This window comes from Anabaenopsis arnoldii, from assembly GCF_028331025.1.
GTDB classification, from domain to species: domain Bacteria; phylum Cyanobacteriota; class Cyanobacteriia; order Cyanobacteriales; family Nostocaceae; genus Anabaenopsis; species Anabaenopsis arnoldii.
The window spans coordinates 18,572-37,099 of record NZ_JAQMUH010000148.1 but is presented as its reverse complement, the minus strand read 5'-3'; the positions used below and the strand labels follow the sequence as shown (position 1 = coordinate 37,099).

Here is an 18,528-nt window from a genome sequence, read left to right as displayed (position 1 = left end):
ATTTCTCTTAAGATTTACAAGAAAGACTACCGCTATCATTGCTTGGTTTTCGCGTTGGCAATAGTCTTAATTCAATACTTGATATCGTAGGATTATATATCAAGTGGGCGATTTTCTTAACTCACTTATGTCAATGCTTGTAAACACAAGTATAGTTTTGTCCATAAAATAGTCAGCTTATGACTAGCTCACTAGCAAACTGACAAAAGCCCAGCACCCAAGAAACAAACCTGGCGCAACTCAGATCACCAAGGTCAGGATTAACCAAATTAATTGCAGATATCATACTCAAACATATCACTCCCCAAAGCTACACAGCCAGTTTCAACAGGGTAAGAAATAAAATTTAACATTCCGATAAATAAGTATATTTTTGAACTAAAAAATTATGATCACAATTACCTGAATAACAGGTTAAAATCCCCCAAGAGGGCATTGTAAAAGCCAGAGAAATTATGTTTTCTGTTAATGTGATCCTGTAATTACATTATTTGGCTGTGTAATTATACACATTTAATACATTCATACAGAGTAGATAATGCATATTCCTGATGGATTTATTTCAATTCCCGTAGCTGGGGCTACAAGTTTAGTAAGTGCAGTAGCATTGGTGATCGCCTGTAAGCGATCGCAAGAAGAGCTAGGGATGCGTAGCGCCCCTATACTCGGCTTAACCACAGCTTTTATTTTCGCCGCCCAGATGGTCAATTTTCCCGTAGCTGGGGGTACAAGTGGTCACTTATTGGGGGGAACCCTAGCAGCCATAGTTTTAGGTAGTCCCTGGGCTGCAATGTTATCCATGTCCACAGTTTTCATCATTCAAGCTGTACTATTTGCCGATGGTGGCATCACCGCACTGGGAGCTAATATTTTCAATGCGGCAATCATTAGTGTTTGGGTCGGCTGGGTATTAACCCAAACTATACAAAGACTCCTGGGAGGCTCCAAGGGACGCTTACCCCTAGCAGCTGGTATTGCGGCGGCTATCAGTATCATAGTAGTAGCCATAGTTTGCGCCCTACAGTTAGCTGTTTCCGGAACAGCACCCATTAACATAGTCTTACCAGCGATGACAGGTGTACATATTCTGATTGGGATTGGTGAAGGTCTGATTACAGGCGGTGTCTTGGTTTACCTAGCTAAAGCCAGACCAGACTTACTACCAGGAGAGCAGCAACAGTTTCAAGCTTGGTTAGTCCCTGTGGTTACTATTTTCTTGATTGCTGGAGTCTTATCTTTGGTAGCTTCAGGCTGGCCTGATGGTTTGGAAAAAGTGGCTGAGGATTTAGACTTTATCGGTTTAGCCGACGAAGTGCGAGTACAAGTATCAACGCCTTTTGCTGACTACGAACATGAATCTTTAGGATTGATTGGTACTAGTATTGCCGGACTTCTGGGGGCTATAGTCAGCTTTGGTGCGGCTTTTGGCATTGCTAAAGTGGTAAAACCCAAAAATGCTTAAACTTGCTTTGCCTTTGCGTTTGCATTTGTCCTTAGTAATTGTTGTGGGGACAGCCTTACTACAGTACAATGCTTGGCTGTGCTTGGGAATATATGGGGCGATCGCTCTTGTTTGGGTGGTATTTTTGCGCGTACCCATTCCCCAACTAGCAGGAATACTCGGTATTGAATTAATTTTCCTCTCATTCATGGCCTTACCCATGGGGTGGGAAAGAGCCAGTTTTTTATTGCTACGTTCCCTTATTTGTCTGGTTACCATGAATAGTTTTTTATTAACCTTACCCCCCCATAGTTTTGCCATTGCCCTCAAAAGCCTACCCGTACCTGCACCAATTAAGGCTAATTTATTATTAACTGGGCAGTACCTGGAAATTGTACTGGATGAAGTCACACGGATGCAGCGTAGCGCTCAACTGCGGGGTTTAAATGGTAAGCCAGCATGGTTACGCTATACTAATGCTGCGATGATTGGAGCCTTATATCTTAGGAGTTTAGACAGAGCAGAGCGAGTTTATGCTGCCATGGTCATTCGTGGTTACAATGGACAGTTACCTGTAGAGGCGATATTCAAACCAAAACAGCGTTTTTTGGTGTTGTTCGCTTTTACCCTAGCATCTGGCTTGACCATAAGTTCTTACAATTTAGTGCGGGTATTTTGAAATCTTTGACATTTGATTCCCAACTTTCCACACATCACCCCCGCCCCACTGTCATTGAGGTGGAGAATCTGGTATATGCATACGGTAACCAGAAGCCAGTCTTAGAAAATGTTTCTTTTTCTTTGAATGCAGGCGATCGCGTAGGGTTAATGGGTGCTACTGGTTCGGGTAAAAGCACATTATTAGAAAACCTGATCGGCTTAAAACAACCCCATGGGGGGAAAATCTTAATTAATGGTATTCCCTTAGAACCAAAAACCCTTCCCCAGCTAAGGCGTAATATCGGTTTTGGCTTTCAAGATGCCAATGACCAACTATTTATGCCCACTATCTTAGAGGATATTACCTTTGGACCGCGTAATTACGGTATTCCCCCGTCTCTAGCTATTGACCGAGCCAGGGAATTATTAGCAAATTTTGGTTTAGAAGCCTACGCTCACCGTTCCTGTCACGAACTTTCGGGAGGACAAAGACGACTGGCTGCAATAGCTGCGATTTTAGCCCTAGAGCCACAAATTCTGATTTTAGATGAACCAACTAACGGACTTGATCCCGCATGGCGACGGCACTTAGCACAAGTATTGTTGAACTTGCCTGTGCAGGTGATGTTAATTGCCTCCCATGAGTTACATTGGTTGGGGAAAGTGACTCAACGTGCTTTAGTCTTGTCTGGTGGAAGTATTCAATTAGATACTAAGATTCAAGGGTTGTTAGAAGACGGAGAGACTTTAACCCAGTTGGGTTTACCAGTTGATTGGTGATACGCTAGCGATCCGCCACGCTATAGCGCAGCGTGGCGGGGTTCCATACCTATTAATAAGTGAGGTTTTACTATTCATATAGTACCTATTTACCTGCAATCTGCTGTATGATTGACAAATAACGGTGGGGTATTTTCTGTGTGGCGTAAGTTGATTGTGATTGCAACCGTTAGTCTGATTTTTACTCCACTGCTGAGTAGTTGTGAGGATCAATTTACCCAATGTCAGCGACTAATTCAGGTGGTGAATGTTGGGAACTCTTTAATTGAGCCAAATAAAGGAGAGCAGGTAGTAACCAGCTTGCAACTCTCAAGGGATTTGCAAGTGATTACTAAGTCTTTAAAACGACTAAATTTATCAGACCCGAATCTGAAGGAGTTTCAAAGCAGCTTTGCCCAGATATTTGATAATCTTAGTCAAGCGATCGCCAAAGCATCTCAGGCTCTTGGTACAACTAAAAATGCCGCAGCATCGCCAGCAAGTAGGGAACAAATCCAAAAAGCGAGAACAGAAATTGATAAATCTTTGACATTAGCCGCTGAAACTGCAGGGAAAAAATCAGATGCTTTAGCAGCAGAATTAAATAAGTACTGCCAACTGTTTAAGTAAATATACATATCGTAATGTCTCCTTTGCATCGCTACGTCGCGGCTGTGATTTTATTGTCTCCTGGGAAAAAGTAGTAATCTTTCAAACTAACCGTTTATCTATCTCAAGAAAAGTCTGTATCATACTTAAGTCAAAAGCAAGATGAAAATTAATCAAACCTGTTGTGACATGAAATCAGCTTGATTAGTTTCTTTTGACTAGGAGTTCAACAACAGTGCCAATATTATCCCATGATGAACTCAAAATTTTAGTCGATAATCCCCAAAGTCCCTGTGTTTCTTTGTATATGCCTATGCAAAAAGCAGGCCCAGAAATTCGACAGAATCCCATTCGGTTTAAAAATTTAATCCGTGAAGCTGAGGAACGTTTATGTGCCATCGGTATTCGTCATACTCAAGCCATTGATTTCCTCCAACCAGCAAGGGAACTTGATACAACGGATTTTTGGGAAAACCAAGACAAGGGACTAGCAATTTTTATCTCTCCCCAGATGTTCCGCTATTATCGTCTACCAATGGAGTTTCAAGAATTGGTAGTTGTTGGCGAGCGTTTCCATCTTAAGCCATTACTGCATTTAATCAACAATGATGGTAAGTTTTATCTTCTAGCTCTGAGTCAAAAAGATATCAGACTATTTGAGGGAACTGGCTACAGTCTTGAGGAGGTGGAAGTACCAAATATGCCAGAGAGTATAGATGTAGCTCTCCTAGAGGAGAATATTCAAAGAGGGGTACAACATCGTATTGGTACACCCACCAGGGGAACCGCTAGTTCTTTTCTACAACCTGGCGATGTTCATGGACAGGGAAGTCCTGACCGAGATCAACATCAACAAAGTATCTTGCAATTTTGTCACATTGTAGATCGGGCAGTACACGAGACAATCCGGGGGGACAATTCTCCGTTATTATTGATGGGGGTTGAATATTTGTTTCCCATTTATCAACAGGCAAATACTTATCCTTACTTCCTCGCAGAAAGTATTACTGGTAACCCGGAACTTATGAAACCGGAAGAATTGCATCAACAGGCTTGGCCTATTGTTGAACCTTTGTTTCGGCAAAATCAGGAGTCAGTTGTGGCACTTTATCAACAACTAGCTGGTACTGGTACAACTTCTAGTGATATTAAAGAAGTTATCTGTGCGACTTATTGCCAAAGGGTTGATTCTATATTAGTGCCGATGGATATGCAAATTTGGGGCAAATTTAATCCAGATACCATGAATGTAGATTTACACTCAGAACCAGAGCCAGATGATCAAGATATGTTAGATTTGGCAGCTATTCAGACATTGACAAATGGTGGTAAAGTATACACTATGGAGTCAGAACAAATGCCTAATAGTACAGCAGTAGCAGCTATTTTCCGTTATTGATATTTTTGTGGTGTTTTTTGACTTTCTTAAATAAAATCAAAAAACACCCATGTTTGGTAATTTTTTTTGACTTGATTCTCAACTTTTAAATTTCCTATTTCAGTTGAGGTATACCAGTGAAAGTTGTGGTGCTTGAGACTACAATACAACCTTCAAGGCTTGTTCAATAATATCGATATACTCCTCTACTCCATAAAGACGATAGGCAATTGTATCAATTTGATTTCTGATTTCAAGTTGTCTTAATAAAACTGTTTCCAATTCTGATATACCAAGTTCTTGCCTAACTCTTTGCTCAATAACTTCTAAAGCCCGAAGATTACTAAACCTATCGATATCATAACGATTAACTTTCAAAACATCAAAGGCTGCATTGACCAAATTTCCGGCTTCACGAGACAACTTTCGTTTATTACGAAAAGATGAATCAAACTCAGTGAGATAAATCAGCCTTGCTAAAAGATATCGGCGCAAGTGTGGTATGCGAATACTCACACGAGCTATTTCTATCCATTCACGATTTCCCTCTTGCCAATCTTCATCATCGCTCACTTCGCCCCAAATAACATATCCATCGACACTCGCCTGTATTTGCAATTTTAATAGATGTCCTTCTCGATGAGGATGAGAACTTTCCCACTCAATGTCAGTAGCATAATCTCCAGTCAATCTGTGATATTCATTTAACGATACTTCTTGATAAGTAACTCCTGAAGCTTTAGATTGGTAGGTGGTAACAATTTGGTAACGATTTTGCCAAATCTGATGAGCTTCACGACTTAACTGTACTAAAGTTTGGTAATCACTATTACTTTCAGGTTCCTTCAACTGGGGAATTGGCAAATCACCAACTTGATTTTCAAAGTATTCAAACATCCTTGTACTGGTGAGTTTTCCTAAACCACCTAATGCTGTGTAACGGAACTCAAGAACTTTAGAATTAAGTAAAGCTGTCAGAAAATATAGTCTAGTAATTATTGGATTATCTGAATCGTAATCATATATATCTCTTAAAAATATAGCAGTAGTATCTGTTAAACCTGCCAAATTACCTTCTAAATCAATGCTAAACCTATTATTACTCGCACGATATGGACATAGAATTTTAGGGCGGAAATGAAAATGTTGGTCTTTTCGCCTTGATCTTTGTAAAGCATACCACTGACAACTTCCTTCTTTATATGCTGCTCTTTTTTCCAACTTACTTCTATTTTCGAGCAAATAGTTTTGAATTAGTTCTGGTAAATCTTCAAAGCTGTTACTGTTTTCAACATATAACAAATAAGAATTATCGGGAACAAATCCATAAGCAAAAATTCCAGAATTTTTCACAATTGGGGTGAGTATATCTAGTATATCTTCAGAAAATTCAAAACTAAAGCCATGAGTAGGTGCAAAAACACTGTTTTCTCCTGTTTGAATACCCTGTTCAACTAAGTCACATTCAGGTAAATCTCTGAGTTTGACTCCTTGAGAATCAATTATGGCGAAAATTTCATTATATGGCGATATACTCCAACGAGATGAATTTAAGGTTTGTTGTAGAAGTTCTACTGTGTTAACAGAATTTTCAGGAAACTTGTTCAGAGGATTATCTGAACCTAATACAGATTTGACATCGGCAAAATTGATCACATTTTCGACATAAAATTTTAGTTCATTGCTTGATATATCCTTATTAATTAAAGAAATTATACAAGTAGCAATTCCAGCCCTAAATACTTTATGACCTAAAAAGTCGATTATACTTTCAATTTTGGTTTTGCGGCTGAGAAAATCTCTCAACTTCGAGGATTTATCACCTTGGATGAAAGAACGTGAAACAATGTAAGTCAGCCGTCCTTGATCACGTAACAATTCAAATCCCCATTTAATAAAATAGAACAATATATCTGTTTTATCAGTATAAATATCAGGGTATGCATACCTGAGCCATTTTAATTCTAGGGCATTTCTACCAAAGATGGCATCAACGTTAAAATAGGGAGGATTACCAATTGCAGCAAAAAACCCTTGTTCTGCTGCTGGTAATTGTGGATCAAATATATGAGGAAATTCAACATACCAGTTAAATGGGCGTTTAATAACAACTTCTTCTAAGGCACTTTCTAATGTCATTAGTTCAGATTTAACTCTGGCTAATTCGGCAGTTGTCCAATCTTCTAAATTTTTTTCAGTCCATTCATCTAAGTTTTCAGGATTGATAGCGTCTGTTAAAAAAGAGCGAATTAGTCCTAATTCTTTGATATTAGCTTCTCTATGTTTGATCAAATGCACTACTGATTGTATACTTTCATCACTAGCGAAAAAGGCAGTTAAAACAGGATTAATCTGCTGATTGATTGATGTAATGCTAGTTTCAAAGTTAGTAACTGCTTGATTTCTTTGTATTTCAGTTTGATTAGTATCTCTAGCATTTCTGGCTAAATCTGCGGCTCTTCCTAGTGAATCCTGAAATGGTGCTAAATTTGCGGGAGAATATATTAAACTATCTCCAACTCTAATATTTAAAGTTAGTGCAGGAAGATGAGAATATATAGACCCACCGCGTCTACCATATTCATCAGGACGCGATCGCAATAATTTTGTCCAGAGTGACAGTTTTGCTAATAACACAGCTTGGGGGTCTCTATCTACCCCATGGAGCATTCTGACGATGATCTGTTCTTCAGGATTAATAATTGGTTGTACTGATACATGACTAAATAAATCAAAGTTGTCAGGTATCTTAGCTGTTGCACAAGCTTGATTATAACGTTTAATTTCACCCAGTATATAATCGAATGCACCTAAAAGAAATGAACCAGAACCACAAGCAGGGTCAATTATTGTCATGTCTAAGACTGAACTTGCAAATGCATAAGCTTGATGAAAGTCTCCTACTTCCAAAAAACCAATGGCCGCATCAATTTTAGGCTTAATTGAAGGTTGTAGAGTTTGATATACAATACGATTAACAATATAGTCAGGAGTATAGAAAATTCCTTCGCGCTTGCGGGTTTGTTGATTTTCTAAAATTTTGACAACATCGCCCACCAGAGTTAATTGATGGGCTAGAAACTGTTCATAAGCAGTACCTAAAATATCCTGTGTTAGAGTGGTAAAATCATAGTTGTAAATTGAGCGATAGGTTGTTAAATTTCCTGTAATTGTATCAAGTATACCCGCTGGTGGCACTGCATTTATGACAATAATTGATTGAATGTATTGAACATCAATCATGAGTTTATCAATCCAAGAAGGCTGAAATAGTTCAGTATTATAGCCTATCCAGGTATGATGAAAAGCTCGTCTGAGGTCTTCAATGAATGGTAAATCTGGGAAAGTTTGCTGCCAGTGATAATAAACTCTACCGAGATAGTTGAAGGGCATTTCTCGGCTGAATGTCTCTAAAAGTCGAATTAACAAAAAACGATTTAAAATAACTTGAGAAGCTTCGCGGACTTTTTCTAAACTTAAATTAGGTTGTGATTTTTTGATACCATTGGCAAGAATAACACGCCAAATTTTTAAATCAGCCAGAAATTTTGTGCCTAATCCTTCTCTGGTTTTTTCGCTGTAAAATGCTTCTAGACGATCACTGCGTGAATTATCACGGCTGAGGCAAGTATATAGTCTGCTGACAAGCTCAGTATCATCTCGCATTTCCTCCATTGTAAATGACCAAAAAGGTTTTTTATCCTGTAACCTTAAAATGTGCCATTCCCGAAAATTTGAGAGGATAATCCACAGAACAGGTTCTTGTGTGCCAACATCTAGACTGTAATTTCTCAGATAATCTAAAACTTGCTGTTCATTTGTATTCCATATATTCTTATCCCATAAACTTTTGGCTTCAAACATTAGTTTGGGATGCTGGTTTACTTGAGGACGAAGCAAATAATCAACCCAGGTCGTAGTTCCAATTAAACTGCGAATTGAACCTTCAGGGGTGCGATATTCCCTTGTATAACCCAGTGCATCTAGAAAAGGTGCAATCAGATTATCTTTTGTATTCTCCTCCGCTTTACCAGCACGGCGAGAAAGCAGCATATTTGCTGCTGTGGTGACTAATTTTGCAATTTGATCGCGGAATTCTGGGAGGGACATTTGTACACGATAAAACTAACCACATAATCTATGATAGTTTTTTATGGACTTAATTAGAAACTTGAACAGGTTACTAATCTTGAAGTTGGTTTCTCGCTGCGGCTAAAATGAGGCGTTGTTCAGCACGTGCGATCGCTCTATATGTCCTGTCTACTGCTTCTGGTTCTACAGAAATAGAAGTAATACCCCATTGTATTAACTGGTCGATAATTTCTGGATAAATCGCGGGTGCTTGACCGCAGATGGAACAGGGTATCCCCGCAGATTGTGCCATTTGGATCAATTGAGCGATCGCGCCCATGACCGCCGGATGAAGTTCATTTAATACTCTATTCATATCTCCTTGTTCTCGATCTACTCCTAAGAGTAATTGAGTGAGGTCATTTGTACCAATGGAAATACCAGCTACACCTGCTTTAACGTATTCTGGCAGCAAAAACAGCACACTGGGAACTTCTGCCATTATCCACAGTTGAAACTGGGGTACTTGGGTTAAACCTGCTTTTTCAACCTTCTCCCGACAAAAAGAAAACTCCGCTACACTGCGAACAAAAGGCAACAATAGATTAATATTAGTGTATCCAGCTTTTTGCACAGTTGCCAAAGCTGTGAGTTCCAACTCAAACACTGCGGGATGGCATAAATAACCAAATGTACCGCGATGTCCAGTGGTATTGGGGGGAGCGCCTATGGCTAACGCTACGCTGTCGCTATTGCTGGGGGACTCCAGATGAGGTGGGTTACCTGTAGTATATGGCCAGTCCAAAGAACGATAAAAAACTGGTCGCGGCGCAAAAGCAGCAGCAAAGCGGATAATCTGCTCTGTCCATTTTTCCAGTAATTCTGCTTCACGACCACTAACCAGCCAACTCTGAGGATGTTCACCTTCTAGGATATTGAGTAACATTAATTCTGAACGTAACAATCCCACCCCATCCACCGGTAAACTTTGAGCAGACTGAATTAATATCGGCTGACTCAAGTTAAGTAACAACTGGGTAGAAATCATTGGACAATCAGGAACACTAGGAGGAAGGGGAGAACCCGGACTTCTCTGTAGATGATCAAGAGTCTGGAGTTTATGAAACAACTCCGGGATCTGAAACTGGGGAGATGGCGGGATGGTGGCGGGATTTAGTTCTTGACTCTCTTGTGCTGGTGTTTTATCGCCTCTGATACCTTGCGTGGCGTAGCCATGGGGATAAATTTCGCCCTGATCACCATCCACAAGCAGCCCCTCACCGTGTTTAATCAAAACTGTGGCATCCACCGCATTAACCACGGCGGGGATACGCAGTTCTCGCGCCAGAATTGCCCCATGACTAGTTAATCCCCCTTTCTCAGTGATCAGACCGGAAATATTTTGTAATAAAGGCAACCAATCAGGCGTAATCGTTGGTACTACTAAAATTACTCCTTTATCTATGTGTCTTGGTTTATTGTCAGCATCGGTAATTACAACAGCAGTTGCTTTCACACGTCCCCCTGATGCTGGGATACCTGTAATCATAGCCGGCGTGGGTTGGTTGGCTTTCAAAGAGGTAAGGATTCTTTGGGATAGCGATTGCGTGGCAGTGGGTTTTATGAGCTTGCGTGGCGTAGCCATTCCTATCTGATAGCGATCGCGTGGGGTTAGCCATGGAACTGTAGACTTAGTAGGGTAACTAACTTGAGTCAAGTAGAGATTAGGTTTTGCCGTGTCTGCTGAGATAGTCCATTTAATGCTAAAGTTGTTTCCTATTTCACTCACAAGTTGATGTCCCAGAGTCATCACTTGTTGCAGATGTTCTTCTGATAAAGCGAATTGCTTTTGTTCCTGCTGACTAAGTATATAAGTCACTATATGACTATGATCTGCCGTGAGGACTAACTGGGATGAATCCAGAGTACTAGTATCATCAAAACCACTTGGCTGATAGCTAGCGTGGCGTAGCCATAGCTCATGGGGGAAGCCATAAGCCACTATTTTATGGCCTAGATGTCTCTCTAGTACCAGCCCTGTTTCCAGTTGGACATAGTAGACATCCGGTAGTACATCGCCTTGACAAATTGCTATTCCTAATCCCTTAGTCGCTTCTATTGTCCACTCTGATACCTTCAGTGGCGTGGTAGTAGAATGGGCATACAGAAGACCACTAGCAATAGCATTTTCTACTGGTTGCACCAACACCGCTAAATTAATTTTTTGCAGGTTAACCCCCATTCGCCGCCAATACAGTAGACTCCTAGCCCGAAATAACTGGCTCCAGGTACGTTTCAATGCCGAAGCTATCTTTTCCTCATCACACCGGCAAAAAACTGCATCCAACAACCCAGAGGGATTTCCCATCTCTGGCATCATACCCGATAGAGCCAAGCTGGGACGCAAAATCACATAACTGGTATCCCATTCTCTGGACTGCTGGTAAATTTGGTTTACCCACTGTGGTGGTACGGTTCCGGTGATAATTTCCCGACGCAAGCGACCAGCTAACACCTGAAGTTGTCGCCAATTAGCTACATCTAGGTGCAAAGAGGAATAAGGTAAATCTGCTACTAAAGCCGACTTACTATTGAGAGTTGCCAGAAATTCTCGCAAAACTTCTGCTGAAACTACAAAACCAGGTATCACCGGGTAACCACGCTGCATAATCTTGCTCAGGTAGAATGCTTTGTCTCCTACCTGACGGCGGTCTTGCAGTTGAATTTGATCCAGCCAGTAGAGTTTATCCACTCAATTTATTATTACTCATTGGTCGTTAGTCATTGCTGCTATATCGTTCTTCAATCGCTCCCGACTTCACAAGCAGAATTTGGGAGGAATTCAACCACTGAGCATCGAAAGAACTGAGGTGAGTGGTAGTAATTAGAGTTTGAAACCGGTCTTGAATGGCATTGAGTAATTGATCTTGGCGAAATGGGTCTAATTCAGCCAGAACATCATCCAGTAATAGCAGGGGCGGTGCTTGGACTACTTCTGAAATCAATTGTAATTCTGCTAATTTGAGAGCTAGTACTAAAGTTCGTTGTTGCCCTTGGGAACCGTACAGACGGGCTGGTGTTTGATTAATCATTAATTCTACTTCGTCGCGATGAGGTCCGACAAGGGTGGTACCTCGGTACAGTTCCGCAGCAGTTCGTTGTTGAATTTTGGTTAAAAAGGCTGGACTGATATCTTCTGGATGGGTGGAGTCAAAGGGTACACTAGGCACATAATTAATTTGCAGAATTTCTGTACTACTACTAATACTAGCGTGCCAAGCAGCAGCAATGGGAGCTAGTCTTTGAATAGCACGATGGCGTCTTCTAATTACCTTGGTTCCAGTGGTAACTAACTGAGCATCCCATATAGCTAATGTAGAGATGGGATTAATCCCATCTCTACTAGGGGCTGCTGAGTTGATAGAGACGTTCCGCCGGGACGTCTCTACTGTTTTTAGAAAAGCGTTGCGTTGGCGTAATACTTGGTTGTATTGCTGCAAAATGTCAGCATAGACCGGTTCGAGTTGAATTAACAGTGTATCTAGCCAGTTTCGACGACCATCAGGAGCACCCCGTACCAAGTCTAAATCCAAGCTAGAAAACTGCACAGCATTAAGTACACCCAAAAAATCCATTTGTCGGCGTACAGACTCACCATTAATCGCAACGCTGCGGCGACCATTCCTGCGCAGAGTCAACGCCAAATCACTGGTACTATTTTCTCCCTCTAGGGTGGCATTAATTTGAGCTATTTCCTTTCCTGCTTGAATGAAATCCGTCACCCGCCCCATGCGATGCGATCGCAATGTCGCCAGTAATTCCACCGCTTCTAACAAGTTAGATTTTCCCTGAGCATTATTACCGACCAAAATGGTTTTAGGAGCGGTGAACTCAACTTTTTGGTCTTGGTAATTACGAAATTGTCTCAGGTGTAGGTTTTTGAGGTACATAAATCATGGTCATTAGTCATTGGTGATTGGTCATTCACGCGCTTGGCTAGGAGCCCGGATAAAAGACCCCATGAATTTGGTCACCGGTCAAAACTGCTTCTACCTTTCAGGCGCAAGAAAAGCTTTTCGAGTTCAATCCAGACAAACATCAAAGCACTGAAACCGAAACAAATAGCCAACTCTGTGGGAGGTAGCCAATGAGTACCAAAGAAAGCGCGCAGGGGTGGGAAGTAAATGAGTATGATCTGTAATATGGTTGTCAAAACTACAGCCCCCAGGACAAACATATTAGAGAAGGGGTTCATCTCTATGGTTAATTTGTTATGAGAACGAATGGCGATCGCATGACCCATCTGTGCTATACACAAGGAAGTAAATACCATTGTCTGCCATCGTTCTGGGTCAAGCCCCTGAACCTGTGTTTGGCAGTGATTGTATGCCCATAGCATCAAAATAATGGTAATCACAGCAAAAATAATTCCCGTCCGAATGATATAAGAACCTAACCCCCTAGCAAAAATACTTTCCCGGGGACTAAAAGGCGGACGTTTCATCACATCTGCTTCTGCGGGTTCTACAGCTAACGCTAATGCTGGTAAACCGTCTGTAACCAAATTCATCCAGAGAATTTGTAATGGTGTCAGGGGAACGCCGCCTAGCCCTAGCAGTGGGGCTGAGGCAATGGTGAGAACTTCCCCCACGTTACTACCAAGAATATACTTAATAAAACGGCGGATATTGGTGTAAACTACTCTTCCTTCCTTGGTGGCTGCAACAATGGTGGTAAAGTTGTCATCTAGTAGTACCATGTCACTGGCTTCTTTACTGACGTCAGTACCAGTAATGCCCATGGCTATGCCAATATCAGCTTGTTTGAGGGCGGGGGCATCGTTGACACCATCGCCCGTCATGGCGACAAATTTACCCCGACGTTGAAGAGCTTGCACTATTCGCAGTTTGTGTTCTGGGGCTACTCTGGCGTAGATGTTTACTATGTCAACTTGTTGCTCTAACTCCTGGTCGGTCATGTGTTGCAATTGTTGACCTGTCAGCACTGTATCACCTATTTGAGCTATTCCCAAATCAATGGCGATCGCCCGTGCTGTGAGTTGGTGGTCTCCTGTAATCATCATGGGACGAATTCCAGCATGGCGACACTCTTGCACTGCTGCTCTAACTTCTGGACGTGGGGCATCTAGCATCCCGACTAAGCCTAACCAAACCAAGTTTACCTCACATTTTTCCCCTTCCCCTTCTGGGACTTGTAGCAGGGGTTTGTAAGCGAAACCTAGGACTCGTAAACCTTGGCTTGCCATCCGGTCATTTTCTGCCAATATTTCAGCGCGTTGATTATCTGTCAATGGCAGACAATTGTTACCCAAAATAATCTCAGTACACCGTGCTAAGGTTAACTCCGGTGAACCTTTGGTAAACATTAAGTAAGGTTGAGACGCTATTAAGTTGGTCATTACCCCGTCAATAGTAGAGACGTTCTGCCGGGACGTTTCTACAGGGGGGGATGTCTCTACTTCAACCTGACAAATTACACTCATGCGCTTGCGTTCTGAGTCAAAAGGAAACTCACTGACGCGGGGTAATTTGCTGTACCACTGATCTTTCTCAATACCAGCTTTTCCGGCTACTGTTACTAATGCTCCTTCGGTGGGGTCTCCTAAAATTGCCCATTCACCTTTTTCTTTTTGCAGCACAGCATCATTACAAATAGCACAAGCGACCATGAGAGCGGAAATTTCGGGATAATCTTCGACAAGAATAGTTTGATTATCTAACTGAAATTCCCCTATGGGTGTATAGCCTTCTCCTGTGACCCGAAATATATTTTCATTGGCATAAATTGACTGGACTACCATTTTATTTTGGGTCAATGTGCCAGTTTTATCGGAACATATTGTAGTTACAGAACCCAATGTTTCTACGGCTGGTAGCTTGCGAATCAAGGCATGATGGCGTACCATACGCTGTGTTCCCAGGGCTAAGGTGACGGTGATCACGGCGGGTAAACCTTCTGGAACTACGGCGACTGCCATACTCAAGGAAATTTCTAAGAGTTCTCGAATGTTTGCCAATCCTCTGGCTTGAATAATACCGCCTACTACTACTATGCCGACGAGAACGAGGGAACCTGTAACTAGGACGTTACCTAGCTGGGTCATGCGCTGCTGTAGAGGTGTCGGTTCATTATCGACGGACTGCAACATGGCGGCAATTTTACCCAGTTCGGTTTCCATACCTGTGTTAGTTACCAGGACTTTGCCGCGTCCTTGGACGACTTCAGTTCCTTGAAAGACTAAGTTGATGCGATCGCCTAATGATGTTTCTTCCGGTAATATTAAATTAGCTTGCTTACTCACCGCCTCTGCTTCACCTGTAAGCGCTGATTCCCGCACTTGTAAATTAGACTGTTCGATTAAGCGTCCATCAGCGGCTATCTGCATTCCGGCTTCTAACAGCATCACATCCCCTGGGACTAGTTGCTTGCCGGGTATTTCTATGTATTTGCCACTACGGATAACTCGCACGTTCGGAGAACTGAGTTTTTTCAAGGCGGCTAGGGCTTTTTCTGCGCGGGTTTCTTGGACATAGCCAAGTATGCCATTGAGAACTACAATTGCCATAATCGCGATGGGATCTTTGAATGGCACTTCACCGGGAGCAATTTCTCCGACTTGCCAAGCCATGAAGTCCAAAAATGCGGAAATTACGGCTACTGCAATCAGCATCAATAACATAATATTTTTGAACTGATCTAGCAGTATCTCCCAGGAACTGCGACCATTATTTTCTTTTAGTTCGTTCTCACCGTATTTTTGCTGACGTTGTGGCACTTCCTCGGCTTTTAAGCCACTGTCTGCGTTAGTATTAAGCAGGTTGATGGCTTGATCAACTTCCCAACTATGCCAAACACCAAGACCTTGGGACTCAGATTTACCAGACATTGTGTATGTCACACCGAAATGGTTACAAAGTTAGATCATAATTTAAAGATGACCTTTCTAGCATCAACTAAAGTTCAGAAACCCCAGCCCTTTAGGTCGGGGCTTGAAAGATACCTAATCTGACCAGACTCAGTACCCAAAAGGTACTACGTTAGAGGTAAGAGTTAAAGACCTACCAGGGCATACGTAGCTAGTCACCTGCTCTAGCGCTAAACGATTAAACAGATGTACAAGGACATGGTTTGGTAATTTTGTCCTTTTCTAACCGCCCTGTCTGTTGCTATAGATGTAATTCTGTGCAGATCCCGGACTTCTAGTGTAGGTGCTCAAGACTCTGGAGTTTATGAAACAAGTCCGGGATCTGAAACTCAAACACAGGTTACTAGTTTATTTGGAATCATCAGCTATGTATTTATACAATAAATGTAATATTAATGACATATAAGTGTAGTGAATTCTCTCTAAAAGCCAGGATTTTGGTGATCAAAAATATGCCAAAATTAATTCTGGGTGTGCTAAACGGTGAATTTAATTTTGGCTTAATATGAGTTTTGCACTTCCTAGTTTGATTACCAGCCCAATGTTTGGTCACAGAACAATTCGACCTTTAACAGCAGCCACTCTTTGTGGCATTGCTTTCATCCAAGATACACTGATTGCCATTGATACTATTAAAGGGCATCTACTGGAGATTGACCCCACATCTGATAACAGCAAAATCCGCAATCCCCACCAAGTCAGGGAATTTCGCGATGTTGCAGGACTAGCAGTATGGTCAGACTCCCTGTGGGTAACGCGGGAAAACAGTGTTTATCTGTCCAAACTCTCATCTTTGGGTCTAGAGCATTTTGTCACCCTACCTTATGGTGCTGATGGCGTTGCTGTTTGGGAATCAACAGTTTACGTTAGTTGCCAAAAACTCGGATCTATTCTGATTTTTGACCGCAATACGCGCAAGGAAATTACTCGGTTTTATGCACCGGGTGTGGGGGTGGAAAATTTGGCAGTCAACTGTGATACCCTTTGGGTTTGCGATCGCACGGAGCAAACAGTCTATGCTATGGACAGAGCCACTGGAGAAGTTCAATTCAGCGTGTTAACACCATTTGAATCTCCCACGGGGATTGCCATTCATACTCATCAACAGACAGGTAAAGAAACTCTTTTTGTGGCCTATGCCTCAGAAGAACCTTATATCCGGGATAACCCTAATGCTGATCCTTGTCATGAACTCACATACCGCGATCGCACTTTTATTCACCCCTTACATTACCATCACCAGGCAGATAAACACTACGCTCTTTCCAATGGCTATCTGATTGAAATGTCCTACGCCGAGGAAATTGCTCCCTTAGAAGAGGTATATTTGCCCGATGTAGAATGGCGTATTGCCCTACCCTCAAACACTGAACGTCAAAAGTTGCAATACGTTGAACCTATTGGTATCCCTTTTACGGAGGAAATAATAGATGGCCAACGTGTAGCAGTATTTAAATTTGATGCCCTGACACCAGGGGAAAGGCATATATTCGGTTGGAAAGCATTGTTGGAAGTACGAAGTATTAAATATCGCATCACCCCCAGCGATGTAGAAGATATTCCCCATAGCGATAGCGTGGCGTTAGGCATAGGATCACCAGAAGATGAAAAAAGCTACTTAGTGGATGATGATGATTTGGCAATGGATACACCCATTGTCAGACGTGCTGCCCGTGAAGCTATTGGATCGGAAACTAATCTTCTGCGGAAAATGTATAATATCCGTAACTACGTATACGATCAGTTGTCCTACGGCATTAAACCTTATATTGACACCCCTGATTTAGTCTTAGAACGGGGTGTTGGTTCCTGTGGCGAGTATGTAGGTGTTTTACTGGCTTTGTGCCGTTTGAATGGTATCCCCTGTCGCACAGTCGGTAGATATAAATGTCCGCCCCACAGCGAACACCAAGGAGTTCCTTTACAACCGGACTTTAACCATGTTTGGTTAGAATTCTACATCCCCGGTTGTGGTTGGTTACCAATGGAATCTAATCCTGATGATTTAGGTAACAATGGCCCCTACCCGACACGCTTTTTTATGGGTTTATCCTGGTATCACATTGAAATTGGCAAAGGTATACCCTTTGAAACCTTGAGTAGTCAAGGTGTTCGGCTGACCAAAGAAGACATTCCCATAGGCGACTTGGCCATTAATCACATTCGCTTTACAATTGTTAAAGAATTACCGCCATTTAGCGATTAGCCATTGGTGATTGGTGATCTAAAAGTAATGGACTATCGTGATATTTTTGTGTAACTTGTCGCAGGCGATCTGCTGGCCGCCGCGCTGGCGCTATCTTGTTGTAATGGTTGAGTGGAGTTGCTTAAGTTTAAGAGTTGTGCAGCTTGTTCGACACCGTTGGATCTGGTCAACAAATGTCAATTATGATGGAATTCATCAACGCTTTTTTCGGCGGGGATACCAATTCGCTGCGGTGCAGTAGCTTTACAGATCGCGATCGCGTGGCGTTAGCCATAAACGCAACCAGGGTTCGGTGGGTTTTCTCAGCCTGGGGATGTAGGTCGCTAGGGATTTTAATCGCAGTCATGATAAATCCTTTGCTTAGTTTGTAAAATACATTGGAATCCCTAAGACGCAACAGTCCGAAATTAATCTGACTTGATTTCGGAGACTAACAGCGTTTTGATTTGTGCTTTATG

At 42.0% G+C, this 18,528-nt stretch carries 12 protein-coding genes; 6 read left to right on the top strand and 6 right to left on the bottom strand.

Annotated elements, in window-relative coordinates:
• Positions 1 to 538 precede the first annotated feature (538 nt).
• From PN457_RS13505 to PN457_RS13485, 5 genes are all read left to right on the top strand, one after another.
• Entirely contained in the window at positions 539 to 1,462 is a 924-nt protein-coding gene (locus PN457_RS13505; RefSeq protein ID WP_271733875.1) for an energy-coupling factor ABC transporter permease, read from the top strand.
• On the top strand, positions 1,455 to 2,120 hold the full coding sequence (locus PN457_RS13500) for an energy-coupling factor transporter transmembrane component T family protein (RefSeq protein ID WP_271733874.1): 666 nt from the start codon (positions 1,455 to 1,457) through the stop codon (positions 2,118 to 2,120). Before PN457_RS13505 ends, PN457_RS13500 begins: the two co-directional genes overlap by 8 nt.
• Positions 2,117 to 2,881 (top strand): energy-coupling factor ABC transporter ATP-binding protein, encoded by a 765-nt coding sequence (locus tag PN457_RS13495; protein WP_271733873.1) that lies wholly within the window; start codon positions 2,117 to 2,119, stop codon positions 2,879 to 2,881. Before PN457_RS13500 ends, PN457_RS13495 begins: the two co-directional genes overlap by 4 nt.
• A 156-nt stretch (positions 2,882 to 3,037) precedes the next feature.
• Positions 3,038 to 3,490, top strand: coding sequence for a hypothetical protein (locus PN457_RS13490; protein WP_271733872.1), 453 nt, complete (start codon positions 3,038 to 3,040; stop codon positions 3,488 to 3,490).
• Between the two features lie 214 nt (positions 3,491 to 3,704).
• Entirely contained in the window at positions 3,705 to 4,868 is a 1,164-nt protein-coding gene (locus PN457_RS13485) for a baeRF3 domain-containing protein (RefSeq protein ID WP_271733871.1), read from the top strand.
• A 138-nt stretch (positions 4,869 to 5,006) separates the two neighbouring features.
• Here PN457_RS13485 and PN457_RS13480 read toward each other — a convergent pair whose 3' ends face one another.
• The 4 genes from PN457_RS13480 to PN457_RS13465 all read right to left on the bottom strand — a co-directional run bounded on the left by PN457_RS13480 (position 5,007) and on the right by PN457_RS13465 (position 15,825).
• Positions 5,007 to 8,957 carry an Eco57I restriction-modification methylase domain-containing protein gene (locus tag PN457_RS13480; RefSeq protein ID WP_271733869.1) on the bottom strand — a complete coding sequence of 1,317 codons (3,951 nt, stop codon included), beginning with the start codon at positions 8,955 to 8,957 and terminating at the stop codon, positions 5,007 to 5,009.
• A 73-nt stretch (positions 8,958 to 9,030) separates the two neighbouring features.
• Positions 9,031 to 11,670: a putative PEP-binding protein gene (locus PN457_RS13475; RefSeq protein ID WP_271733868.1), complete on the bottom strand. Its 2,640-nt coding sequence runs from the start codon at positions 11,668 to 11,670 to the stop codon at positions 9,031 to 9,033.
• Between the two features lie 25 nt (positions 11,671 to 11,695).
• Positions 11,696 to 12,868 carry a DNA replication/repair protein RecF gene (recF, locus tag PN457_RS13470; RefSeq protein WP_271733867.1) on the bottom strand — a complete coding sequence of 391 codons (1,173 nt, stop codon included), beginning with the start codon at positions 12,866 to 12,868 and terminating at the stop codon, positions 11,696 to 11,698.
• A gap of 80 nt (positions 12,869 to 12,948) precedes the next feature.
• Complete coding sequence (locus PN457_RS13465; RefSeq protein WP_271733866.1) at positions 12,949 to 15,825, bottom strand: cation-translocating P-type ATPase; 2,877 nt, start codon at positions 15,823 to 15,825, stop codon at positions 12,949 to 12,951.
• Positions 15,826 to 16,369: 544 nt separating this feature from the next.
• On the opposite strand from PN457_RS13465, the gene PN457_RS13460 reads away from it, so the two are divergent.
• On the top strand, positions 16,370 to 18,070 hold the full coding sequence (locus PN457_RS13460; protein ID WP_271733865.1) for a transglutaminase domain-containing protein: 1,701 nt from the start codon (positions 16,370 to 16,372) through the stop codon (positions 18,068 to 18,070).
• A 32-nt stretch (positions 18,071 to 18,102) separates the two neighbouring features.
• On the opposite strand, the gene PN457_RS18345 is transcribed toward PN457_RS13460, so the two are convergent.
• Positions 18,103 to 18,240 carry a hypothetical protein gene (locus tag PN457_RS18345; protein WP_334310768.1) on the bottom strand — a complete coding sequence of 46 codons (138 nt, stop codon included), beginning with the start codon at positions 18,238 to 18,240 and terminating at the stop codon, positions 18,103 to 18,105.
• A complete protein-coding gene (locus PN457_RS13450) occupies positions 18,237 to 18,416 on the bottom strand; it encodes a hypothetical protein (protein ID WP_271733877.1) in 180 nt (59 codons plus the stop codon). Before PN457_RS13450 ends, PN457_RS18345 begins: the two co-directional genes overlap by 4 nt.
• Between the last annotated feature and the right edge of the window lie 112 nt (positions 18,417 to 18,528).